The sequence below is a fragment of the Variovorax sp. Soil_C_26 genome (assembly GCF_057657075.1).
In genome coordinates this window covers 273,123-295,666 of record NZ_JBDGJC010000001.1, presented here as the reverse complement: position 1 = coordinate 295,666, position 22,544 = coordinate 273,123, and the positions used below count along the sequence as shown (strand labels likewise).

Sequence of the window (22,544 nt, the reverse complement as noted above, 5' to 3'; positions counted from 1 at the left end):
CCAACCGGAGGCATCCATGACCAAGCAAGTGTCCGAACTGCGGCGGGTCACGCGCCGCGCATGCATCACCGGCGGCGCTGTCGCGGCGGCCGCGCTGGCCTTTCCTGCGCTCGCGCAGCAGCCGTACCCAGGCCGGCCGGTGCGCTTCATCGTGCCGTTTCCCGCGGGCGGTCCGGTCGACACCACGGCGCGCGCCGTGGCGCAGAAACTCTCCGAACTCTGGGGCCAGCAGGCCATCATCGACAACCGCGCGGGCGCGGGCGGCATCGTGGGCGCGGACATCGCGTCCAAGTCGCTCGCCGATGGCTACAACCTTTTCGTGTGCAGCATCCACCATGCGGTGCTGCCGAGCCTGAAGCCCAAGCTGCCGTACGACATCGAACGCGACTTCGTGCCGCTGAGCTTCGGCGCGACCTTTCCGGTGGTGCTGGTGGCGCACCCGTCGGTGCCGGCGCGCACCGTGGCGGAACTCATCGCGCTCGACCGCAAGTCGCCCGGCAAGCTGAGCTTCGGCTCGGCCGGCAACGGCGGCGGCACGCACCTCGCGGGCGAGCTGTTCAACATCCAGGCCGGCACCAAGCTGCTGCATGTGCCGTACAAGGGCAGCGCGCCCGCCATGGCCGACTTGCTGGGCGGGCAGGTGCAGCTGATGTTCGCCGACGCGCCCACTGCGCTGCCGCAGGTCAGGGGCGGCAAGGTGCGCGCCATCGCAGTGGCGAGCGCGCGCCGCTCGGCGCTGCTGCCCGATGTGCCGACGGTGGCCGAGTCGGGCCTGCCCGGCTACGAAGCCTATTCGTGGGCCGCCTTCATGGCACCCGCGGGCACGCCGAAGGACATCGCGCAGCGCCTGGCCGCCGACATCGCCCGTGCGCTGAACGATCCAGTCGTCAACCGGCGGCTGCACGAGGCCGGTGCCGAGGCCGCGCCGAGCACACCCGAGGCCTTCGCGAAGACGCTGCGCACTGAGATCGTGAAGTGGACGCAGGTGGTGCGCACCGCCAACATCCAGGTGGATTGAGCATGGGCATCGAAACATCCGTGGGCGCACGCCTGCTGTCGCACCGCGAGGGGCCGGTGCTGGTGCTGACCCTGAGCCATCCCGCTGCGCGCAACGCGATGCATCCGTCGCTCTACCGCACCGCCACCGCGCTGCTGCGCGAGACGGCCACCGACCGCACGGTGCGCGCCATCGTGCTGACGGGCGAGGGCGGGCACTTCTGCGGCGGCGGCGACGTCAAGCGGCTGGCCGACCAGCGCCATCGCCCCCGCGAAGAACAGCTTGGCCACCTCGATGCGCTGCACGACTGGGTGATGGCCATGCACGACGCGCCGCAGCCGGTGATCGCCGCGGTGGAGGGCGCGGCGGCCGGCGGCGGCTTCTCGTTGTGCCTGGGCTGCGACCTCATCGTGGCGGCCGAGGACGCGAAGTTCGTGATGTCCTATGTGAAGCTGGCGCTCTCGCCCGACGGCGGCGGCTCCGATTCGCTGGCGCGCGCCTTGCCGGCGCAGGCCGCACTCGAACTGCTGCTCGACGGCGGCGTCTGCAGCGCCCAGCGCCTGCATGCCTGGGGCGTGGTGAACCGGGTGGTTCCGCACGGCGAAGCCTTCGCCACGGCGCTCGATTGGGCCGGGCGGCTGTCCGCCGGGCCCTTCGATGCGCAGGCGCGCATCAAGCAACTGGTGCATGCCGCACGCGGGCGCACCCGGCGCGCGCAACTCGACGCCGAGCGCGATGCCTTCGCCGACAACCTCTACGGCGACGAGGCCGGCAGCGCCATCGAAGCCTTCCTGTCGGCCCGCCGGCCGTCGAAAACCTGAATGAAAGCGTCCATGTCAGACCTGCTCGAATCCGCGCTCAACCCCAAGTCCGTCGCCGTCATCGGCGCCTCGGAAAACATCCACAAGATCGGCGGGCGGCCGATCTACTACATGCAGAAATACGGCTTCGCCGGCACGATCTATCCGATCAATCCGGCGCGCGAGGAGGTGCAGGGGCGGAAGAGCTACGCCTCGCTCGCCGCGCTGCCCGAGGCGCCCGAGCTGGCGCTGGTGATCGTGGGCGGCGAGAAGGCCGTGGCCGCGGTGGACGAATGCGCCGCGCGCGGGGTGAAGTCGGCGGTGGTCATCGCATCGGGCTTCGGCGAAGCGGGCGAGGAGGGCCGAGCGGTGCAGAAGGCCATGGCCGACCGTGCGCGCGCTGCCGGCATGCGGCTCTACGGGCCCAACACGCAAGGCCTCGCGAACTTCGGCAACGGCGCCATCGCGGGGTTCTCGACCATGTTCATCGAGGTGCCGCCGGCCGACGGGCCCATCGGCGTGGTGAGCCAGAGCGGCGGCATGAGCGCCATGGCCTACGGCCTGCTGCGCGGGCGCGGCCTGGGCGTGCGCCATGTGCATGCCACGGGCAACGAGGCCGACGTGACGGTGTCCGACCTGGCCTGGGCCGTGGCGCACGATCCCGAGGTGAAGCTGCTGCTGCTGTACCTCGAGAACATCGCGAACCCCGAGATGCTGGCGCGCACGGCCGCCTACGCACGCGCGCGCGACCTGCCGATCATCGCGGTGAAGGCGGGGCGTTCCGAGAGCGGGCAGAAGGCCGCGTCATCGCACACGGGTTCGCTGGCCAACGAAGACCGCGCGGTCGATGCCTTCTTTCGGCACCACGGCATCTGGCGGGTGCGCGATCCGCATGCGCAGGCACTGGCGGCCGAGGCTTACCTGAAGGGCTGGCGGCCCGAGGGGCGGCGGCTGGTGGTCATCAGCAACTCGGGGGCGAGCTGCGTGATGGGCGCCGATGCGTCCGAAGAATTCGGCCTGCCGCTGGCCGCGCTGTCGGAAGGCACGCGAAAGGACGTGGCCGCGCGGCTGCCAGGTTTCGCTACCGCGACGAACCCGATCGACATCACGGCGGCGCTGCTGTCGAACAGCGGCCTCTTCGGCGATGTGCTGCCCGCGGTGGCCCAGGACCCGGCCGCCGATCTCTTCTTCATCAACATCCCGGTGGCGGGCGCGGGCTACGACGTCGAGGCCTTCGCCGCCGACACCGCGAAGTTCGAGGCCGCGACCGGCAAGCCGGTGGTGGTCGCGGCCTGGCAGGCTTCGGTGGCCGCCCCGTTCCAGGCCCGCGGCATTCCGACCTATGCCAACGAAACCGAGGCGCTCGGCGTGCTCGCGCAGTTGGCGTCGCATACAGCCCTGATGCGCGAGACGCATGCGCCGTGGCCCCCGGCGCCGGCGCCCTCGCTGCCCGCGGGCACGGGCCGCTTCCTCAACGAGGCGCAGAGCCTGGCCTTGCTGGCGGCGCATGGCGTTCCGGTGGTGGCACATCGGCTCTGCCGCAGCGCCGCCGAGGCGCGCGACGCCTGGGGCGCCGTGGGTGGCTCGGCGGTGGTCAAGGCCTGTTCGGCCGACCTGCCGCACAAGTCCGAGCACGGGCTGGTCGCGCTGCACGTCGACAGTGCCGCGCAGGCCGAGGCGCTGTTCGATGCCCAGTGGGCGAAGCTCGCGGCGCTGGGCGCGGCGCAGGAGGGCGTGCTCGTCGCGGCGATGCACAAGGCACGGCACGAATTCATGGTGGGCGCGCGGCACGACCCGGTCTTCGGGCCGGTCGTGGTGGTGGGCGACGGCGGCAAGTACGTCGAGGCGCTGCAGGACGTGGCGGTGCTGATTCCCCCGTTTGACGCGGCCGCCGTGCAGGTGGCCTTGAAGGGCCTGCGCATCGCGCCGCTGCTCGACGGTGTGCGCGGCGAGCCGCCGCTCGACGTGGCGGCGCTCTGCGCGGTGGCTCTGGCGGTCGGACGGCTGATCGTCTCCGCACCGGGGCGTATTGCCTCGATCGACGCGAATCCCGTCATGGTCGGCGCTGTGGGCGAGGGCGCGATGGTGGTCGATGCGCTGGTCGAGCGCGCCGCCGGGTGACTGCGATGTGATCTGTAAATCGCCGAACGGCCCGTCTCCGGCTGGCAGATAAGGGGTTCTACTGGCCTCGAACTTGCTAAGCTATGGCGCAAGGAGATCGGTCGTTCAATGAAAAAATTCGACGAAATGTACGAGCAGCTGCCCTATGCGGGCGCTGCGATCCGGCAGCACTACAAACGGTACGACCAATGGCTCGCCAAGCAACCTCCCGAGGTGATGCTGTCGCGGCGCGAAGAGGCGGAGATGATCTTCCGCCGGGTCGGCATCACCTTTGCGGTGTATGGCGCGAAGGACGAGGACGGCTCGGGCACCGAGCGGCTCATTCCGTTCGATCTGCTGCCGCGCATCATCCCGACCCATGAGTGGGAGCATATGGAGAAGGGCCTGGTGCAGCGCGTGACGGCGCTCAACCGCTTCCTGCATGACGTCTACCACGACCAGGAGATCATCAAGGCCGGCATCATCCCGGCCGAGCAGATCCTCCACAACGCGCAGTTCCGCCCCGAGATGATGGGCGTCACGGTGCCGCACGAGGTGTACTCCAACATCTCGGGCGTCGACATCGTGCGAGCGGCCGATGTCGACGGCAACGGCGAGTACTACGTGCTCGAGGACAACCTGCGCGTGCCGAGCGGCGTGAGCTACATGCTCGAGAACCGCAAGATGATGATGCGGCTCTTCCCCGACCTGTTCAATCAGAACCGCATCGCGCCCGTGGCGCACTACCCCGACCTGCTGCTCGAGACGCTGCGCGCCAGCGCGCCGCCCGCCACGGCCGATCCTTCCGTGGTGGTGCTCACGCCCGGCATGTACAACAGCGCCTACTTCGAGCATGCCTTCCTCGCGCAGCAGATGGGCATCGACCTCGTCGAGGGGCAGGATCTCTTCGTCAAGGACGACTTCGTCTACAAGCGCACCACGCGCGGGCCGAAGCGCGTCGACGTCATCTACCGCCGCGTGGACGACGACTTCCTCGATCCCGAGGTGTTCCGCCCCGACTCCACGCTCGGATGCGCGGGCCTGATGCGCGCCTACCGCGCGGGCAACGTCGTTATCTGCAATGCCGTGGGCACCGGCGTGGCCGACGACAAGTCGATCTACCCCTATGTGCCGAAGATGATCGAGTTCTACCTTGGCGAGCAGCCGATCCTGAAGAACGTGCCGACCTACATGTGCCGCAACAAGGACGAACTGCAGTACACGCTCGACAACATGAAGGATCTCGTGGTCAAGGAAGTGCACGGCGCGGGGGGCTACGGCATGCTGATCGGCCCGGCCTCGACGCAGGCCGAGATCGAGGACTTCAAGCGCGCCGTGATCGCCAAGCCCGACGGCTACATCGCGCAGCCGACGCTGAGCCTGTCGACCTCGCCGACCTTCGTCGATGCGGGCATCGCGCCGCGCCACATCGACCTGCGGCCCTTCGTGCTGTCGGGCAGCGAAGTGCAGATGGTGCCCGGCGGGCTCACGCGCGTGGCGCTCAAGGAAGGCTCGCTGGTCGTCAACTCGTCGCAGGGCGGCGGCACCAAGGACACCTGGGTGCTCGAAGCCGAGCGCGCGCCCCGCGTCAAGCCCGGGTCGCAGTCGCAGAGCCAGTCGTCGTCGGCCTGAGTGCAGGCAAGCAAAAATTAGGAGAAACAACCGATGCTGTCACGCACCGCCGACCACCTCTACTGGATGTCGCGCTACACCGAGCGCGCCGAGAACACCGCGCGCATGCTCGACGTCAACTACCAGACCTCGCTGCTGCCCCAGTCGGCCGAAGTGGCCAAGTACGGTTGGCAGGGCGTGCTCTCGATCAGCGAGCTGCTGCCCTCGTACAACGACAAGTACGAGCAGATCGCGCCCAACGAGGTGATGGAGTTCATGGTCAAGGACGAGAGCAATCCGTCGTCGATCGTCTCGTGCCTCAAGGCCGCACGCGAGAACGCCCGCGCGGTGCGGGGCGCGCTCACCACCGAGGCTTGGGAAACCCAGAACACCACCTGGCTCGAAGTCAACCGCATGCTGCGCGCCGGCGGCTTCGAGCGCGATCCGGCGCAATTCTTCGAGTGGGTCAAGTTCCGCTCGCATCTGTCGCGCGGCGTCACGCTTGGCACCATGCTGCAGGACGAGGCCTTCTATTTCTCGCGCCTGGGCACCTTCCTCGAACGCGCCGACAACACGGCGCGGCTGGTCGACGTCAAATTTCATGCGCTCAACAGCGAGTTCTTCGGCACCGCCACCGAGGAAGACCAGGAATACGACTTCTATCACTGGAGTGCGATCCTGCGCAGCGTGTCGGCCTTCGAGGTGTACCGCAAGGTGTACCGCGACGTGATCAAGCCCGAGCGCGTGGCCGAACTGCTGATCCTGCGCGCCGACATGCCGCGCTCGCTGCACGCGAGCCTTGCCGAGGTGGTTTCCAATCTCGCGAAGGTGCAGAACGACCAGAGCGCCGAAACCCAGCGCCGCGCCGGCAAGCTGCTGGCCGACCTGCAGTACGGTCGCGTCGACGAGATCCTGGCGACCGGGCTGCATGCCTACCTCACGCAGTTTCTCGACCGGGTGAACGAGCTCGGCATGCGCATCAGCCAGGACTTCCTGGTTCCGGCGCACTGACGCACGCAGCGGCCTTCAGGGGGCCGCGGGCGGCGCCGGCACCTCGTCGCCCGAACACAGCTCGATCACGAGTTCGCGAAACCAGCGGTGCAGCGGATTCGTGTGCGTTCGGTCGTGCCACAGCAGCACGACGTTGAACGGCTCGAGCGCGAGCGGCGGGTCGAACATCACGACGTCGGTGAACCTGGCGAAGCCGCGTGCCACGCGCTCGGGCAAGGTGGCCAGCAGGTCTGAATCCTCGACGATGAAGGGCACGCCGAGGAAGGTGGGCTTGGTCAGCTGCGCATGGCGCTGGCGCCCGTGCAGCGTGAGCTGCTGGTCGACCTGGGTGTTGTACCAGGTGGCCGTGCCGGGCTCGACGGTGACGTGCCCGTGGCTGCAGTAAGCGTCGAGGTTGCCCGTGTCCTGCAAGAACGGATGGCCGCGGCGCGCGATGCCCACGAGCCGGTCGGTGAAGAGCGGGCGCACGCGCAGGCTTGCCGGCGGATTGGGAAAGTACGACACCGACACATCGACCTCGCCGCTGCTGAAAATCTCGCCGAGCCGCTCGGGGTTGGGGCCGACCACGCGCAGCATCACGCCGGGCGCGCGGCGCGCCATCGCCTTGACGATCGCGGGCACCAGCAGGAAGTCGATGTAGTCGGTGACGATCAGCGTGATCGTGTCGCGCGCCTGCGCGGGATCGAAGCCCTGCTGCACGTGCAGCAGTCCCTCGATGTGATGGAGCGCGTCGCTGACGCGCGGCGCGAGGTCGACGGCCTTCGCGGTCAGCACCAGCCCGCCGCCGCCCTTCACGAGCAGCGGGTCGTTGAACAGCGTGCGCAGCTTCGAGAGCGCGAGGCTCATCGACGACTGGCTCATCTCGAGCCGGGCGGCCGCGCGCGAGACATGGGCTTCCCGGAGCAGGGCATCCAGGGCTACGAGCAGGTTGAGGTCGAGATCGCGAAGACGCACGTGACGTGAAATTTAGATAGCGGACATCGGCGCAGCGAATTGCGTGCGCACGGCGTTGTGAATGTAATGGATGCACTCAAAAAAATACGCGAGACAAACCATGACCCACGACCCCCTGCCTGCTCACCGCCGCCGCCAGCGCCGCGCTTGAGCGGCTGCCCCGTCCGGGCGGCACCACCTTTTCTAGAACCGCTTCCACGGCCTTGCCGTGGCGGAACCGGCACGCCCGTGCGCGCCGGGCCTCGCATCACGCAAGCACTTCAGCACGCAATCCATCGAAGGAGAAACAACCATGCAACCGAAGATCCCCACCATCCGCGTCACCCGTGAGGAGATGCGCAAGCGCGTGGCCCTGTTCAAGGAAGTCAAGGGCTTCGACGGCGGACTGCCCGACAGCCGCCACCCGAGCGCGCAGCGCAAGCTCTACAACATCATCGGCTTCCAGCCGCCGGCGCGCAGCGATGGCGGCGCCGCGCCGATCGTCTCGCCCGTGGGCGACGATGCGGCAGAGCACGCCCACATCAAGATCAGCGAAGGCTTCAACCTCGGCTTCTGCGAAACGACGCCGGGCAAGGGGCCGATGATGCACAACCACGACACCAACGAGACCTTCATGCCGATGACCGGCAAGTGGCGCTGCTCGTGGGAGGTCGACGGCAAGGTCGAGGCCTTCGACCTCGAGCCCTTCGACGTGATCGCGTTCCCCGCGGGCGTACAGCGCCGCTTCGAGAACATCACCTTCGACGAACCCGACAAGACGCACTGGCTCATGTTCGTGATCGGCGGCGACACGCCCGAGGCCGAGTTCTCTCCCGAGGCGCATGCGCAGCTGATCGCCGAAGGCTTCATGACGCCCGACGGAAAGTACTGAGCGATGCGCGAGCTGATCCACAGGCTAGAGAGCCGCTACGCCTGGTCGTCGCTGGCGGACGCCAACGGCCACACCTGGCGCTGGCTCGACACGGCGGGGCACGGCCCGGCCGTCGTCTTGCTGCCGGGCTCGGTCGGCGACGCTGCGATGTTCGTGCGCACCCTGCTGTCGCTCGGCGAGCGGCTGCGGCTGCTCGCCGTGACTTACCCGGCGGTAGCGAGCGCCGAGGAGCTCAGCGACGGGCTCAAGGCCGTCTGCGAACACCTGGGCCTGCCGCCGGCGGTGGTGGTGGGTTCCTCGTTCGCCGCCTGGTGGGCGCAGTACTTTGCGCTGCGCCATCCCGAGCATGTGCGCAAGCTCGTTATCGGCAACGGCTTCACCGATTCGAGCGACCTGGCGGCCAACCCGATGTTCGCGCCCGCCTGGGTGCGCGACGTCGCGCCGCAGGACCTGCATGCCACTTGGGTGGAGCGCGTGCGTGCCATGCCGGTGTCGCCGCTGCAGCAGTTGCAGCTGCAGATGCTGACCGAGCGCCAGTCGCCGGAGAACCTGCATGCGCGCTTTCTCGGCGTGACGCAGGCACGCGCCTGCCCGCCGCTGCCGTTGGCCGAGTCGGAGGTGACGATCCTCGACTGCGAGGACGACCCGCTGATCCCGGCCGCCGCGCGCGACCGGCTGCGCGCGCGCTACCCGAAGGCCCACCATGTGCGCCTGCCCACCGGCGGCCACTATCCCCACGTGCTGAACCCCGAACGCTACGAGAGCCTGCTGCTCGACCTGGCGTTCGAATGAGCGGGCGCGCGGACGATTCCAGCAAAAATACAGGAGACGACAAATGAAAATGACGACATCACTTCTTGCCGCTGCGGCTTTCGCAGCCATCGCCGGCACGGCCAGCGCCGACAACTACACGCTGCGCATGGGCGGCGGCCACACCACCGGCACCACCTACGTCAAGGTGTTCGACACCTTCTTCGCCGACGAGGTCGCCAAGCGCGTGAAGGAGAAGACCGGCCACCGCATCCGCTTCATCAAGGCCTGGGGCGGCAGCGTCGCCAAGGTCGACGGCGGCATCGAGGCGGTGCAGAAGGGCTCGCTCGACATTGCGCTGTCGCCGATCGGCTTCGAGCAGTCGCGCGCGGGCCTCATGAACTACAGCGCCTACATGCCGTTCACCTCCGACGATCCGGTGCTGCAGCAGAAGGTCGCGAGCCGCATGCTGAAGGAAGTGCCCGCGCTGCAGGCCAGCATGAAGCCCTACAACGCGCACATCCTCGCGCAGATGGTGACCGAGGCCTACAGCGTCGCCACCACCTTCGAGGTCCAGCGCCACGAAGACCTGCGCGGCAAGCGCATCGCGATGTCGGGAACCAATGCGCCGCTGTTCATTCCGACCGGCGCGGTGCCGGTGACGCTGGGCATCGGCGACCACTACCAGGCGATCCAGAACGGCCTGGCCGAGGGCAGCCTTTTCTGGATCTCGGGCATGGAGGCGTTCAAGCTGCGCGAGGTGGCCAAGGTCTGGACCAAGACCGGCTTCGGCTCGTACAGCACGCTCGCCGCGTTCATGAACCTGGACACGCGGACCAAGCTGCCGAAGGAGGTGGTGGCGATCATCGACCAGGTGGCGGACGAAGCGACGGTGCGCGTTGCCGAGCAGAGCAAGCAGCGCGACCTCGACACGGAGGCACGCATCGTGAAGGAGGGCGTGAAGGTCAACACGCTCAGCGTGGCGGAGCGCGCGCGCTGGGCCCAGCTCGTGAAGGACATGCCCGCCAGCGCCGCGAAGGAACTCGACGCCAAGGGGCAGCCCGCCACCGAGGTGATGAAGACCTACGTGCGCTTCCTCGGTGAGGCCGGCTACACGCTGCCGTTCGCGTATCCGCTCTGACGCTTCGACACCTCGAACCCACGCGCGCCGTTGCCCTTCGCATGACCACCCCGGCCCGTCTTGCCGCTGACAGCGCACTCCCGGTGCCGCCAGCGCTCGCCTACCTGGTGGGTATCGCGAGCCTGTCGCCTTTCGGGCTCAACGTCGCGGTGGGGCTACAGCCGGCTTTCGCGTCCGCGGGGCCGATGGACGACGGCGGCCGGGCGGCGGTCGTGGCGCTCTATACGCTGGGGCTGGGCCTCGGGCAGCCAGCGGCGGGCTATGCCGCGGATCGCTGGGGCCGCCGTGCCGCCATGCTGGCCGGCCTTGCGCTGGCCGGCGCCGGGGCGCTTCTGGCTGCGGCGGCGGGCGATGGCGGCATGCTGCTGGTGGGCCGTTTCATCACGGGGCTGGGGCTCGCCGCCTGCCTCGTGGTGCCGCGCACCTGCCTGCGCGACCTGTACCAGGGCGCCGAACTGCAGCGCAGCATGGCGGTGCTGGCAATGGTGTTCGCCATGGCGCCCGCCGTGACGCCGCCGCTGGCCTGGCTGCTGGCCGATGCCTGGTCGTGGCGCGCCCCGATGGTGCTGCTGGCGCTGCTGGTGCTGTGCGCGCTGGCTGTGGCCTGGCGGCTGCACCGGGAGACGCGGCCCGCCATCACGGGCGCGCCCGACTTCGCGGCCTGGAGTGGGCTTGTGCGGCAGCCCATCGTGCGGCGCACCAGCCTTGCGCTGGCCGGTGCCGCGGCGCCGTTCTTCATCGTCGCGGCCGCGGGCCCGGCGGCGCTGCACGCCGCAACCGGTGCCGGGCCGGGGCTGATCGCGGTCGTGCTGGGCGGAACCTACCTCGGCTTCGCGCTCGGCAACCAGTGGGTGCGCCGCCGCGCTGCGGTGCCGGGCGACGTGCACATGGCGCACGGGCTCGGCATCGTGGCCGCGGGCATCGCGCTGCTGGTTGCCACGCTGTGGTGGCCGGCGCTGTGGCTCTGGGCCGCGGCGCTCACGCTGTGCGCCATCGGCCATGGCGTGGTGTTTCCCGCGGCCTTCGCACTGGTGCTGCAGAAGATGCCGCAACAGGCAGGGCTCGCCACGGCGGGGATCGGCACGGTGCACATGTGCACCGGTGCCCTCAGCGCATGGATCGCCGGCGCGCTGCCGCTGTCGGCGCACCCCTCGGTGGTCCTCATGGCCGCGGTGCTGGTGGCGGCAGGATGCGCGGCCTGGTTTCTCCTTCCCTCCGAAAAGGATCACACATGAAGACTTGGTTCGACCGGGCCCTGCTCGGCTTTCACGCCCTGGGCGCGGCGCTGCTCGTGGCCATGGTCGCGGTCATCTGCTACGACGTGCTCGGGCGCTTGCTGTTCAACCGGCCCTTTGCCGGCACCGCCGAACTCACCGGCGCGGGGTTGGTGTTGCTGACCTTCCTGCAGGCGCCGCACGCCATGCGCGAAGGCAAGCTGCTGCGCGTGACCTTCTTCCTGGACCGGGTGCCGCCGGCCGTGCGCAGCGCGATGTCGGCGCTGGCCTGGGCCGTGGGCGCCGCGGTGTTCGCGGTGTTCGTGCTGGCGGGCTGGGAGCCTGCGGTCGAGGGTTGGCACAGCGCCGAGTTCTACGGCAACGACGCATTCCGCCTGCCGGCATCGCCGCTTCGCTTTGCCACGCTGGTGCTGTGGATCGTCGGCGCCGCGGTGTGCATCGGGTTCGTGGTGGAGGCATTGCGTGGACGCGATGACCGCCCGAGCGCCTCCAACCACTAGGAATCTCCACATGTTTCTCGAAACCTGGGCGGCCGTGCTGGTGCTCGCCGTGCTCGTGCTGGCCGGCGTGCCGGTGGTGTTTGCCTTCGCGGGCAGCGCGCTCTTCGGCCTGTGCATTGCGCTGGGCGGCCTGTGGCCCGCCATGGACCTGGTCGGACAGACCGCCATCGGCGGCATCAAGGACTACAACTTCGTGGTCATTCCCTGCTTCACCGTGATGGGCATGCTGATCGCGCATTCGGGCGCGGCGCACGACCTGTTCAACGTGGTCAACCGGCGCCTTCGTGGCGTGCCCGGCCGGTTGGCCGTGGCCACGGTCGGCGGCAACGCGGTGTTCGCGGCGGTCACCGGCGTGGGCGTGGCTGCCGCTGCGGCGTTCAGCCATGTGGCCTATCCGGTCATGCGCGCCAACCGCTACAGCCGCAGCTTCGCTACCGGCTGTATCGCGGGTAGCTCGGTGCTGGGCCTGCTGATTCCGCCGTCGGTGTTCATGATCGTCTGGGCCATCCTGACCGAGCAGTCGGTCGGCAAGCTGTTCGCCGCGGGCGTGCTGCCGGGGCTGGTGCTCGCAAGCATGTACGCGCTGTACTGCGCCGTGTTCGCATGGCTCAGGCCTGCGTCGGCGCCCGAAGCCGAGGGCGCCGCCGAGGCGCCGCTGCGCAGCGAATCGCTCGGCGCGCTCTACGTCGGCCTGCTGATCCTGCTGACGCTGGGCGGCATCTGGTTCGGTTTCTTCACACCCACCGAGGGCAGCGCCGTCGGCATGGTGGGCGCGCTCGTCGTGGCCTGGGCCAAGGGCATGCGTTGGCAGGGCATACGCGATGCGTTCATGGAGGCGGGCCGCACGGTGACGCCGATCATGCTGCTGCTGCTCACCGCCATGATGTTCAGCAAGCTGGTGGCGCTCAACGGCCTGCCGCAGGAGGTCGAGGCGTTGCTGCAGTCGTGGGGCCTCGGGCCGGTCGGCACGATGCTCTTCATCGTGGCCGTGTGGTTCATCCTCGGCAGCTTCATCGACAGCATCTCGATCATGCTGCTGACGGTACCGATCTTCTGGCCGATCGGCATGGCACTGGGCTTCGATCCGATCGTGTTCGCGCTGATCGGCATCCTCGTGATCGAGGCCGGCGTGCTGACCCCGCCGTTCGGCATGAGTGTGTTCGTGGTGAAGGCCGCGGTGCCCGACAAGGAGGTCACGGTGCGCGAGATATTCATGGGCGTCGCGCCCTACTGGGTGATGATCCTCGTGCTGGCCTGGGTGATCTACATGTGGCCGGCGCTCGCGACCTGGCTGCCGTCGAAGCTGTAGTGGCCGCGCAGCTGCGCGGGCCGCGGCGGGCGGGTTACTTGACCTTCGTCACCATCGCCTTCAGCGCGTCCTTGTCGCCCACGAAGGTTTCGCGCGCATAGCGCGTGTAGGCCTTGTGGTCCATGTAGATCGGCGACATGCCGAGGCGCGCGAGCGTCGCCTGGAATGAAGGGTCGTCGTAGACGGCCTTGAAGACCGCGTCGAGCTTGGCCACCACTGCCGGGTCCATGCCCTTGGGGCCGGCGATGCCCACGGGCGAGGCATGCACGATGGGGTAGCCCAGCTCCTTCAGCGTGGGTGCGTCGGGCAGGTCCTTGGAGCGCGTTTCGCCGAGCGTGGCCAGCACGCGGATGCGCCCGGACTGCACGTAGGGCAGCAGCGTGCTCGAGCTCACGATGACCTGCACATGGCCGCCCAAGAGCGCCGAGATGGTGCCCGCGTCGCCCTTGTACGGCACGTGCACCCAGCGTGCGCCGCTCTTGTCGCCGAGCTGCGCCATGCCGATGTGCTGGCTGCTGTAGTTGCCCGGCGAACCATAGGAAACCTTGGAATCGGGCCGCTTGGCCTGCGCCACCATGTCGGCCACCGACTTCCACGGCGAGTCGGCCGCGACCGCGATGTAGTAGTTGAACCCGCCGAGCACCGCGAGGTAGGTCAGGTCCTTGAGCGGGTCGTAGGGCGCACCGGTGATGTGCGGCATCCGGAACACGCCCACGGGCACCGCCGTGAGCGTGTAGCCCGCGGGATCGATGGAGAGCATCTGCACCGCGCCCAGCGTGCCGTTGGCGCCCGGGCGGTTCTCGATCACCATCGGCTGGCCGAGCCGCGGGCCCGCGAGCTCGGCCAGCGCGCGGCCCATCTGGTCGGTCACGCCGCCGGCCGAGTAGGGCACGATGAGCTTCACCGGCTGCTTCGGATAGTCGGCCTGCGCATGGGCCGTGAGGGTGAAGGCTGCCGCACAGGCGGCGATGAGCGTTGAAATGCGTGTCGCGATGGTCGTCATGGTTGTGTCCCTTGTTTTTCGGTTCAGGCGGCCGTGGTGCCGCCGTCGATGGTCCAGGCTGCGCCGCGCACTTCCTGTGCATCGTCCGAGCACAAGTAGGCCGCGAGCGAGGCGATCTGGTCGATGGTCACGAAACGACCCGAGGGCTGGCGCAGCCCGAGCAGCTTGCGTGCGGCGGTCTCGTCGTCGAGGTGCTCGCGCTCGGCCAGTGCATCGACCTGGCGCTGCACCAGCGCGGTGAGCGCCCAGCCCGGGCAGATCGCGTTGCAGGTGATCGGCGTGTCGGCGGTCTCCAATGCCACTGCCTTGCTCAGCCCGATGAGGCCGTGCTTGGTGGCGTTGTAGGCCGACTTGCCGGCCCGGCCGCGCAGACCGCTGATCGACGCGATGTTCACGATGCGGCCCCAGCCGCGCTCGCGCATGCCGGGCAGCGCCAGCCGGATGGTGTGGAAACTGGCCGACAGGTTGATGGCCAGCATGTCGTTCCAGGCCGAGACCGGAAACTGCTCGATCGGCGACACATGCTGCATGCCGGCGTTGTTGACCAGGATGTCGATCGCGCCGCCGCCGAGCTCGCTGGCGGCCGCCATCAGCCGTTCGATCTGCGCCGCGTCGCGCAGGTCGGCATGCAGGTAGTCGGCGCGCACGCCGAATTCCGCCGCGAGCGCCTTGCAGATGTCCTGCCCTTCGGCCTCGGGCGCGATGCCGTTCACGACCAGGTGCGCACCGCCGCGCGCCAGGCGCCGTGCGATGCCGAGGCCGATGCCGCTGTTGCCGCCGGTCACCAGTGCGGTGCGTTGTTCGAGTTCCACGTGCTGATCCTTTTGCTCGTCTGTAGTACTTTCATGCTAGGAATTCGCCATTCAGATGTCCAATACCGAATACACCGGCTATTGATATCGTGTGGGTCTGAATACGGAGAAGGGCTTCTCGATGGAACTTCGGCATCTGCGCGGCTTCATGGCCGTGGCACAGGAACAGAGCTTCACGCGCGCGGCCGAGCGACTGCACATGGCGCAGCCGCCACTGAGCCAGCGCATCCTCGAACTCGAGCGCGAACTGGGCGTGCGGCTGTTCGACCGCCACACGCGGCAGGTGTCGCTGAGCGCCGCCGGCCGCGCATTCCTCGAAGGCATCGAGCCCGTGTTCGCGCAGCTCGAGCAGGCCGCCGAGGCGAGCCGCCGGGCGCACCGCGGCGAAACCGGGCGCCTGCGCCTGGGTTTCACCGGCCGCGCCAGCCACCATCTGCTGCCCCGGCTGGTGCAGGCCTTCCATGCACGCCATCCCGGCGTGGCGCTCGATATCGAGGGCCCGCTCGCCACCGGCCCACTCAAGGCGGCGCTGCTGAACGGATCACTGGATGCGGCGCTGTGCTTCCTGCCGCTCGGCGGCGACGGGATCGCGACGCGCGCCTTCGCGCGCAGCGAACTCGCCCTGTTCCTGCCCGCAGCGCATCCGCTGGCCGGGCGCCGCAGTGTCTCGCTCGCGGCATTGGCCGGCGAGCCCTTCGTGGGCTATCCGGCCAACCGCGGCTTCCACCTGCGCGAAGCCATGGACGCGGAATGCCTGCGTGCCGGCTTCACACCGCGCGTGGTGCGCGAATCCGAGGCGTCGCAGGTGCTGCTGTGCCTGATCGCGGCGGGCGCGGGCGTGTCGGTGCTTCCGCGCGAACTGGAAGCGCTGGAGGAGTTCGGCGGCGTGGTGCTCAGGCCGCTGCGGCCGAAGGTGCGTGCCTTGCAGCACGGGCTGGCGTGGATGGCGGGCAACCGGAATCCGGCGTTGGCGAACCTGCTGGCGATCGCTTGAGGTCCGCGGTCCGATGCGGCGCGGCGGCCGATGTCAGTGGGACTCCGCATTCCCCAGCACGTCCCGGCAATGCAACTGCAACTGCTGGAAATGCGAACGCCAAGCGACTGCATCGACCCAGTGCTCCAGGTCCAGCCGCAACCACACCTGGCGCTGGCCTTCGGCCTGCTGCGTGAGCTTGACGCGCAGCCCCTGGCCGCTCGGGCGGGTGGCGAGCTCGACGCTGGTCTCGAGCAGCGGGATGACGATGCGCTGCATTGCCGCGGCGCTGTCGAGCGTCTTCTTGAGTACGAGGTGGCATTCGTCGCGGCTCGCGAGCCGGCGTGGCCTGCCGCCGTGTGCGAGATAGCCGTTGAGCACGTTCAGGTGCTCGGCCATTGTCATCTGGCGCACGCTGGGCGCGTCCTGGTTCGGATAACGACTGCAGCCGGCCGCGAAGGCCACGGCCAGCACCAGCGCGGAGGCGGCCGGCAGCGATGGCGTGCGGATACGGTTCATGGGCGAGACAATCGTCGAATGCGGGGTAGCTGCCGAAGGCCGCGCCATGATAGCGGCACCCCGCGCATCCCTGATGAAGTCCGGCGGCGTGGCCACTCAGGGATATCCCCGCGGAACTTATTCGGCTTGGCGCGCCCAGACGGGCTCGCCCGGCATCCGCCGGACATTTCAACCCCATAGAAAAGGAACCCGTTCTCCATGAGATTCACCCGACTTCCCGCCTTGCTGCTGGCCTTCGCACTGTCGTGCATGTTGCTGCCGGCCGCGTTCGCCGCCCCGCAGATGGTCAGCGTCGCGGTCAAGACGCTGAACATGCGCACCGGCCCCGGCCAGCGCCACGAGGCCCACTGGACCGTCGGCAAAGGCTATCCGTTCCGGGTGATCGGCAGGAAGGGGTCGTGGCTCCATGTGCGCGACTTCGAGGGCGACAAAGCCTGGGTATTCCGCTCGATGACCAACAAGACGCCGCACCACGTGGTGAAGGTCGCGATCGCGAACCTGCGCCGCTCGCCCAGCACCACGAGCGCGATCAAGATGAAGGCCGCCTACGGCGACGTGCTGCGCACGCTGGCGCGGCGCGGCAACTGGATCAAGGTGAAGCACGAAAGCGGCGCCACCGGGTGGATCTCGCGCAAGCTGCTCTGGGGCTGGTAGCCGCCGCGCAGCGGCTACGCCTGCGTGGCCTGCCGCACGGCGCGCTCCCAGCGCGCCATCGATTCCTCGGCCTGGGCACGGCCCATGGTCGGCATGAAGCGCCGTTCGATCTTCCAGAGCTTCGACAGCGCGCGCACGTCGCTGTAGAAGCCGGTCGACAGGCCGGCCAGGTACGCCGCGCCGAGCGCGGTGGTTTCGATCACTTCGGGCCGCACCACCGGAATGCCCAGCAGGTCGGCCTGGAACTGCATCAGCAGGTCGTTCACGCTGGCGCCGCCGTCGACGCGCAGTTCGGCCACCGGCGTGCCGCCGGCTGCCACCGCATCGCGGCTCATGGCCTGCAGCAGTGCGGCGCTCTGGTAGGCGATGCTCTCGAGCGCGGCGCGTGCGATGTGCGCCACGGTGGTGCCGCGCGTGAGGCCGGTGATGGTGCCGCGCGCCTCGGCATTCCAGTAGGGCGCGCCGAGCCCGGTGAAGGCCGGCACCATCATCACGCCGCCCGCATCGGGCACGCTCTCCGCGAGCGACTGCACCTCGGCGCTGCCCTTGATGGCCTTCAGCCCGTCGCGCAGCCACTGCACCACGGCGCCGCCGACAAAGACGCTGCCTTCCATGGCGTATTGGGGCATGGCATTTGTTTGCGCGGCGCTGGTCACGAGCAGGCCGTTGTGCGAGGGCTGGAATTCGCCGCCCGTGTGCATCAGCAGGAAGCAGCCGGTGCCGTAGGTGTTCTTGGCCATGCCGGGCCCGAAGCAGGCCTGGCCGAAGAGGGCGCTCTGCTGGTCGCCCGCAACGCCGCCGATCGGCAGCGCGCGGCCGAGCAGCGCGGCATCGGTGTCGGCGAAGTGCGAGCTCGAGGGCTGCACCGCGGGCATCAGCGCGGCCGGGATGCGCAGCGCATCGAGCAGCTCCGCGTCCCATTCGTTGCGATGCACGTCGAACAGCATGGTGCGCGAGGCGTTGGTCACGTCGGTCACGTGCACCTTGCCACCGGTGAGCTGCCAGATGAGCCAGCTGTCGACGGTGCCGAAGGCGAGCTCGCCGCGCTCGGCCTGCGCGCGCGCGCCGGGCACGTTGTCGAGCAGCCAGCGCAGCTTGGTGCCCGAGAAGTAGGCGTCGATCACGAGGCCGGTCTTCTGCTGGATGGTGTCGGCCATGCCTTCGTCGCGCAGTTGCGCGCACAGCGGCTCGGCGCGGCGGTCCTGCCAGACGATCGCATGGTGCACCGGCTGGCCGGTCTTGCGGTTCCACAGCAGGGTGGTCTCGCGCTGGTTGGTGATGCCTATCGCATGGATGTCGGCAGGCTGCAGCTTCGCCTTGGCGAGCACCTCGCGCGCGGTGGCGAGCTGGCTGCGCCAGATCTCCATCGGATCGTGCTCGACCCAGCCGGGCTGCGGGTAGATCTGCGTGAGCTCCTTCTGCGCGATTGCGACGATGCGGCCATCACGGTCGAACACGATGCTGCGGGAGCTGGAGGTGCCCTGGTCGAGGGCGAGCAGGTAGGTGGTCATGGATTCATCTTCCTCTGTCTTGCTCCTTCCCCTCCCGGGGGAAGGTTGGGATGGGGGCAGGCGTTCGTTCGGGCGCCGCGCTTTTCCGGGTGCTGTCGTGCCCCCACCCGGGCCCTCCCCCGGAAGGGGAGGGAGGAATGCGGGCTGACCTCATGGCCTTGCGATCTCCAGGCGCACCTCGGCAGCCTGCAGCAGGTCGGCGAAGGGCGGCGGCGGCTCGGCGTCGGTGATCAGGCGGTCGATCTGCGACAGGGTGCCGAGCTGGATCATTGCGGGCCGGTTGAACTTGCTCGCGTCGGCCGCGAGCCAGACCTCGCGCGCCTGCGCGATGATGGTCTGCGCCACCTTCACCTCGCGCAGGTCGAAGTCGCGCAGCGAACCGTCCGACTCGATGCTCGACACGCCGATCAGCGCGATGTCGACCTTGAACTGGCGGATGAAATCGATGGTGGCCTCGCCCACGACCGCGCGGTCGCGCGGGCGCACCGAGCCGCCTGCCACGATCACCTCGCACGACGCATTGCCGCTCAGGATCGTCGCGACGTTGAGGTTGTTGGTGATCACGCGCAGCCCCGTGTGGCGCAGCAGCGCCTTGGCAATGGCCTCGGTGGTGGTGCCGATGTTGAGGATCAGCGAGCAGTCATTGGGCACCAGCTCGGCCACGCGGCGCGCGATGCGCGCCTTGCCTTCGGCATTCAGCGTTTCGCGCTGCTGGTAGCCGATGTTCTCGGTGGTGGAGCTCGGCACCCGAACGCCGCCGTGAAAGCGTGTGAGCAGCCCCTGGTCGGCGAGGCGCTGCACGTCGCGGCGCACCGTCTGCAGCGTGACGCCGAGCATGTCGGCGAGCTGCTCGACGGTGACGGACCCGCGCGTGCGCACGGTGTCGAGGAGGTTGATCTGGCGTGGGTTGGAATTCACGGAACGGTCGCGGAAAGCAGTGAGACTGCCGCCGAGGGTACAGGCGGGCTACTTTAAAACGAAAGAAAACGAATATTTGTAAGGGAAAACTCGGAGGAAAATCGCGTCGAAAGGAATCCAAATGAAAAGACGCGAAAATACAATGGCGCCATTCCGTGAACAAAGTCACGATTCGAACGGGCCATTTTCAGTGAGCGATTTGTCCTCCGACCCGAAGGCGCCGGCCACCACCGAATGCGACGTGCTGATCGTCGGCGGTGGCATCAACGGCTGCGGCATCGCGCGCGACCTCGCGGGCCGCGGCTGGCGCGTGGTGCTGTGCGAGAAGGACGATCTCGCGGCGCACACCTCGTCTTCGTCGACCAAGCTGATCCACGGCGGCCTGCGCTACCTCGAGTACTACGAGTTCTCGCTGGTGCGCAAGGCGCTGCAGGAGCGTGAGGTGCTGCTCAAGAGCGCGCCGCACATCATGTGGCCGCTGCGCTTCGTGATGCCGCACGATCCCTCGATGCGGCCCGGCTGGATGATCCGCATCGGCCTGTTCATGTACGACCACCTCGCCAAGCGCGAGGTGCTGCCGGCCTCGCGCGGCATCGACCTGCGCCGCCACGCGGCGGGCGAGCCGCTCAAGCGGCAGTTCGAGCGCGGCTACGTCTACTCGGACGGCTGGGTCGACGACGCGCGGCTGGTGGTGCTCAATGCGGTGGACGCGCGGGCGCACGGCGCCGAGGTGCTCACGCGCACGCGCTGCACGCACGCGCAGCGCGACGCCGAAGGCTGGACCGCGACGCTTGAGGTGGCGGGCGGCGCCACCCGCGTGGTGCGCGCGAGCGCCGTGGTCAACGCGGCGGGGCCGTGGGCCGAATCGTTCCTGCGCGGCGTGGCGCAGTCGGCCAAGGGCGAGGCCCTGGCCACGCGCCACCTGCGGCTCGTCAAGGGCAGCCACATCGTGGTGAAGCGCCTGTTCGCGCACGACCATGCCTACATCTTCCAGAACCCCGACAAGCGGATCATCTTCGCGATCCCCTACCAGGACGACTTCACGCTGATCGGCACCACCGACATCGAGCTGAACGCCGACGACCCCGGCGCGGCGCGCATCTCGCAGGACGAGATCGACTACCTCTGCACGCAGGCGAGCCGGTATTTCGAGCGGCCGGTGGTGCCGGCCGACGTGGTCTGGACCTATTCGGGCGTGCGGCCGCTGCTCGACGATGCCTCGGGCGACCCGTCGGCCGTCACGCGCGACTACATGCTCGAATCGAACACCGCCGCGGCGCCGCTGCTATCTGTGTGGGGCGGCAAGATCACCACCTTCCGCAAGCTGGCCGAGGACGCGGCCGACGAGGTCGGCCGGATGCTCGGCGAGCCGGGCCCGAAGCGCGCGGCCTGGACCGAAGGCGCCTTCCTCGCCGGCGGCGACCTCTCGGCATGGATCGGCGCCGCGACCCGGCCCGACGACGACTTCGAGCGCTTCGTGGCCGCGGTGCAGGCCCGCCATGCCTGGCTCGACAAAGCGCTCGCGCGGCGCCTGGCGCGTGCCTACGGTGCGCGCGTGGCCGACCTGCTCGGCGACGCGCAGTCGATGGCCGACATGGGCGAGGCCGTGGCCCCGGGGCTCCATGCGCGCGAACTGCATTTTCTTCAGCAGAACGAGTGGGCCACCGGCGCCGACGACGTGCTCTGGCGCCGCTCCAAGCTCGGCCTGCGCTACACCGCCGCCGAGCGCGCGCAGGTGGCCGCGTGGATGCAGGAGCACGCCACCCACCCCAGCAACAACATCATCAACCAGGAGCGCTGATGCAATTGACTCTGGAGCGCGTCACCCAGAAGGTCGGCGCGCAGACCTGGCTCTACGAGCAGAGCATCGCGCCGAAGAGCGGCGCGGTCACCGTGCTGCTGGGCGCGACGCAAGCCGGCAAGACCAGCCTGATGCGGCTGATGGCCGGGCTCGATGCGCCGAGCACCGGCCGGGTGCTGGTGGACGGCAAGGACGTGACCGGCATGCCGGTGCGCGAGCGCAACGTGGCCATGGTCTACCAGCAGTTCATCAACTATCCCTCGCTCACGGTGGCCGACAACATCGCTTCGCCGCTGAAGCTGCGCGGCGAGCCGGACATCGATGCGCGCGTCAAGGCGCTGGCCGACAGGCTGTCGATCGGCATGTTCCTCGACCGCTATCCGTCCGAGCTCTCGGGCGGGCAACAGCAGCGCGTGGCGCTGGCGCGCGCGCTGGCCAAGAACGCGCCGCTGATGCTGCTCGACGAGCCGCTGGTGAACCTCGACTACAAGCTGCGCGAAGGCCTGCGCGAAGAGCTCACGCAGCTCTTTGCGGGCGGCGATTCGACGGTGGTCTACGCCACCACCGAGCCCGGCGAGGCGCTGCTGCTGGGCGGCTACACCGCGGTGATGGATGCCGGCGAGCTGCTGCAGTACGGCCCCACGGCCGAGGTATTCCATGCGCCGCAGTCGCTGCGCGTGGCGCGGGCCTTCAGCGATCCGCCGATGAACCTGCTGCGCGCCACGGCATCGGCCGGGCGGGTGCAGCTCGAAGGCGGACCGGCGCTCGCGCTGGCGCTGCCCGGTGACACGGGTGGCGCGGTCACGGTGGGCCTGCGTGCGAGCGCGCTGAACGTCGATGCGGGGGAGGGCGACATCGCCTTGCCCGGCAAGGTGGAACTGGCCGAGATCTCGGGCTCGGACACCTTCGTGCACGTCGAGACGCCTGTGGGCGAACTGGTGGCGCAGCTCACGGGCGTGCACCGCTTCGAGCTCGGCACGTCGATCACGCTGTACTTCAGCGCATCGCAAGCCTATGTGTTCGATGCCAGCGAGATGCTGGCGCTGGCGCCGGCCTGGCGCAGGGGAAACTAGT

The 22,544-nt window shown here is 68.9% G+C and carries 21 protein-coding genes; 15 read left to right on the top strand and 6 right to left on the bottom strand.

Features of this window, described 5'->3' with window-relative positions:
* The first annotated feature begins 16 nt into the window (after positions 1 to 16).
* The 5 genes from AC3A6G_RS01345 to AC3A6G_RS01325 all read left to right on the top strand — a co-directional run bounded on the left by AC3A6G_RS01345 (position 17) and on the right by AC3A6G_RS01325 (position 6,519).
* Positions 17 to 1,018, top strand: a complete 1,002-nt coding sequence (locus tag AC3A6G_RS01345) for a tripartite tricarboxylate transporter substrate binding protein (protein ID WP_487857903.1) — start codon at positions 17 to 19, stop codon at positions 1,016 to 1,018.
* Positions 1,019 to 1,020: 2 nt separating this feature from the next.
* Entirely contained in the window at positions 1,021 to 1,818 is a 798-nt protein-coding gene (locus tag AC3A6G_RS01340) for an oxepin-CoA hydrolase, alternative type (protein ID WP_487872853.1), read from the top strand.
* A 12-nt stretch (positions 1,819 to 1,830) separates the two neighbouring features.
* Positions 1,831 to 3,918, top strand: a complete 2,088-nt coding sequence (locus AC3A6G_RS01335; RefSeq protein ID WP_487872852.1) for an acetate--CoA ligase family protein — start codon at positions 1,831 to 1,833, stop codon at positions 3,916 to 3,918.
* A 108-nt stretch (positions 3,919 to 4,026) separates the two neighbouring features.
* The gene (locus tag AC3A6G_RS01330; RefSeq protein WP_487857900.1) at positions 4,027 to 5,529 is read left to right on the top strand and encodes a circularly permuted type 2 ATP-grasp protein; all 1,503 of its coding nucleotides are present in this window, start codon (positions 4,027 to 4,029) and stop codon (positions 5,527 to 5,529) included.
* A gap of 33 nt (positions 5,530 to 5,562) precedes the next feature.
* A complete protein-coding gene (locus AC3A6G_RS01325) occupies positions 5,563 to 6,519 on the top strand; it encodes an alpha-E domain-containing protein (RefSeq protein ID WP_487857899.1) in 957 nt (318 codons plus the stop codon).
* Between the two features lie 15 nt (positions 6,520 to 6,534).
* Here the strand turns inward: AC3A6G_RS01325 and AC3A6G_RS01320 are convergent, their stop codons facing one another.
* A complete protein-coding gene (locus tag AC3A6G_RS01320) occupies positions 6,535 to 7,473 on the bottom strand; it encodes a LysR family transcriptional regulator (RefSeq protein WP_487857898.1) in 939 nt (312 codons plus the stop codon).
* A 292-nt stretch (positions 7,474 to 7,765) separates the two neighbouring features.
* Here AC3A6G_RS01320 and AC3A6G_RS01315 point away from each other — a divergent pair, with 292 nt between their 5' ends.
* From AC3A6G_RS01315 to AC3A6G_RS01290, 6 genes are read left to right on the top strand one after another with little or no spacing between them, the layout of a single operon-like run.
* Positions 7,766 to 8,344: a cupin domain-containing protein gene (locus tag AC3A6G_RS01315; RefSeq protein WP_487872851.1), complete on the top strand. Its 579-nt coding sequence runs from the start codon at positions 7,766 to 7,768 to the stop codon at positions 8,342 to 8,344.
* Positions 8,345 to 8,347: 3 nt separating this feature from the next.
* Positions 8,348 to 9,136: an alpha/beta fold hydrolase gene (locus tag AC3A6G_RS01310; RefSeq protein ID WP_487872850.1), complete on the top strand. Its 789-nt coding sequence runs from the start codon at positions 8,348 to 8,350 to the stop codon at positions 9,134 to 9,136.
* A gap of 43 nt (positions 9,137 to 9,179) precedes the next feature.
* A complete protein-coding gene (dctP, locus tag AC3A6G_RS01305) occupies positions 9,180 to 10,235 on the top strand; it encodes a TRAP transporter substrate-binding protein DctP (RefSeq protein ID WP_487857895.1) in 1,056 nt (351 codons plus the stop codon).
* 41 nt (positions 10,236 to 10,276) lie between these two features.
* Positions 10,277 to 11,470, top strand: coding sequence for an MFS transporter (locus AC3A6G_RS01300; protein ID WP_487872849.1), 1,194 nt, complete (start codon positions 10,277 to 10,279; stop codon positions 11,468 to 11,470).
* Positions 11,467 to 11,970 (top strand): TRAP transporter small permease, encoded by a 504-nt coding sequence (locus AC3A6G_RS01295; protein WP_487872848.1) that lies wholly within the window; start codon positions 11,467 to 11,469, stop codon positions 11,968 to 11,970. Before AC3A6G_RS01300 ends, AC3A6G_RS01295 begins: the two co-directional genes overlap by 4 nt.
* 10 nt (positions 11,971 to 11,980) lie before the next feature.
* Positions 11,981 to 13,279: a TRAP transporter large permease gene (locus AC3A6G_RS01290; protein ID WP_487857892.1), complete on the top strand. Its 1,299-nt coding sequence runs from the start codon at positions 11,981 to 11,983 to the stop codon at positions 13,277 to 13,279.
* Positions 13,280 to 13,313: 34 nt separating this feature from the next.
* Here AC3A6G_RS01290 and AC3A6G_RS01285 read toward each other — a convergent pair whose 3' ends face one another.
* Positions 13,314 to 14,282: a Bug family tripartite tricarboxylate transporter substrate binding protein gene (locus tag AC3A6G_RS01285; protein WP_487872847.1), complete on the bottom strand. Its 969-nt coding sequence runs from the start codon at positions 14,280 to 14,282 to the stop codon at positions 13,314 to 13,316.
* Positions 14,283 to 14,305: 23 nt separating this feature from the next.
* A complete protein-coding gene (locus AC3A6G_RS01280) occupies positions 14,306 to 15,094 on the bottom strand; it encodes a 3-hydroxybutyrate dehydrogenase (RefSeq protein ID WP_487872846.1) in 789 nt (262 codons plus the stop codon).
* A gap of 121 nt (positions 15,095 to 15,215) precedes the next feature.
* Here AC3A6G_RS01280 and AC3A6G_RS01275 point away from each other — a divergent pair, with 121 nt between their 5' ends.
* The gene (locus tag AC3A6G_RS01275; RefSeq protein WP_487857889.1) at positions 15,216 to 16,088 is read left to right on the top strand and encodes a LysR substrate-binding domain-containing protein; all 873 of its coding nucleotides are present in this window, start codon (positions 15,216 to 15,218) and stop codon (positions 16,086 to 16,088) included.
* 33 nt (positions 16,089 to 16,121) lie between these two features.
* Here AC3A6G_RS01275 and AC3A6G_RS01270 read toward each other — a convergent pair whose 3' ends face one another.
* Complete coding sequence (locus AC3A6G_RS01270; protein WP_487857888.1) at positions 16,122 to 16,586, bottom strand: hypothetical protein; 465 nt, start codon at positions 16,584 to 16,586, stop codon at positions 16,122 to 16,124.
* Between the two features lie 198 nt (positions 16,587 to 16,784).
* Between AC3A6G_RS01270 and AC3A6G_RS01265 the strand changes: the two genes are divergently transcribed.
* A complete protein-coding gene (locus tag AC3A6G_RS01265) occupies positions 16,785 to 17,240 on the top strand; it encodes an SH3 domain-containing protein (protein ID WP_487857887.1) in 456 nt (151 codons plus the stop codon).
* A 14-nt stretch (positions 17,241 to 17,254) separates the two neighbouring features.
* Here the strand turns inward: AC3A6G_RS01265 and glpK are convergent, their stop codons facing one another.
* Together glpK and AC3A6G_RS01255 are read right to left on the bottom strand one after the other, a co-directional pair.
* The gene (gene glpK / locus AC3A6G_RS01260; protein WP_487872845.1) at positions 17,255 to 18,751 is read right to left on the bottom strand and encodes a glycerol kinase GlpK; all 1,497 of its coding nucleotides are present in this window, start codon (positions 18,749 to 18,751) and stop codon (positions 17,255 to 17,257) included.
* A gap of 150 nt (positions 18,752 to 18,901) precedes the next feature.
* Complete coding sequence (locus AC3A6G_RS01255) at positions 18,902 to 19,669, bottom strand: DeoR/GlpR family DNA-binding transcription regulator (RefSeq protein WP_487872844.1); 768 nt, start codon at positions 19,667 to 19,669, stop codon at positions 18,902 to 18,904.
* A 121-nt stretch (positions 19,670 to 19,790) separates the two neighbouring features.
* Between AC3A6G_RS01255 and glpD the strand changes: the two genes are divergently transcribed.
* Both glpD and AC3A6G_RS01245 read left to right on the top strand, forming a co-directional pair.
* Positions 19,791 to 21,470 (top strand): glycerol-3-phosphate dehydrogenase, encoded by a 1,680-nt coding sequence (gene glpD / locus AC3A6G_RS01250; RefSeq protein ID WP_487872843.1) that lies wholly within the window; start codon positions 19,791 to 19,793, stop codon positions 21,468 to 21,470.
* A complete protein-coding gene (locus tag AC3A6G_RS01245; RefSeq protein ID WP_487872842.1) occupies positions 21,470 to 22,543 on the top strand; it encodes an ABC transporter ATP-binding protein in 1,074 nt (357 codons plus the stop codon). Before glpD ends, AC3A6G_RS01245 begins: the two co-directional genes overlap by 1 nt.
* The last annotated feature ends 1 nt before the right edge of the window (position 22,544 follow it).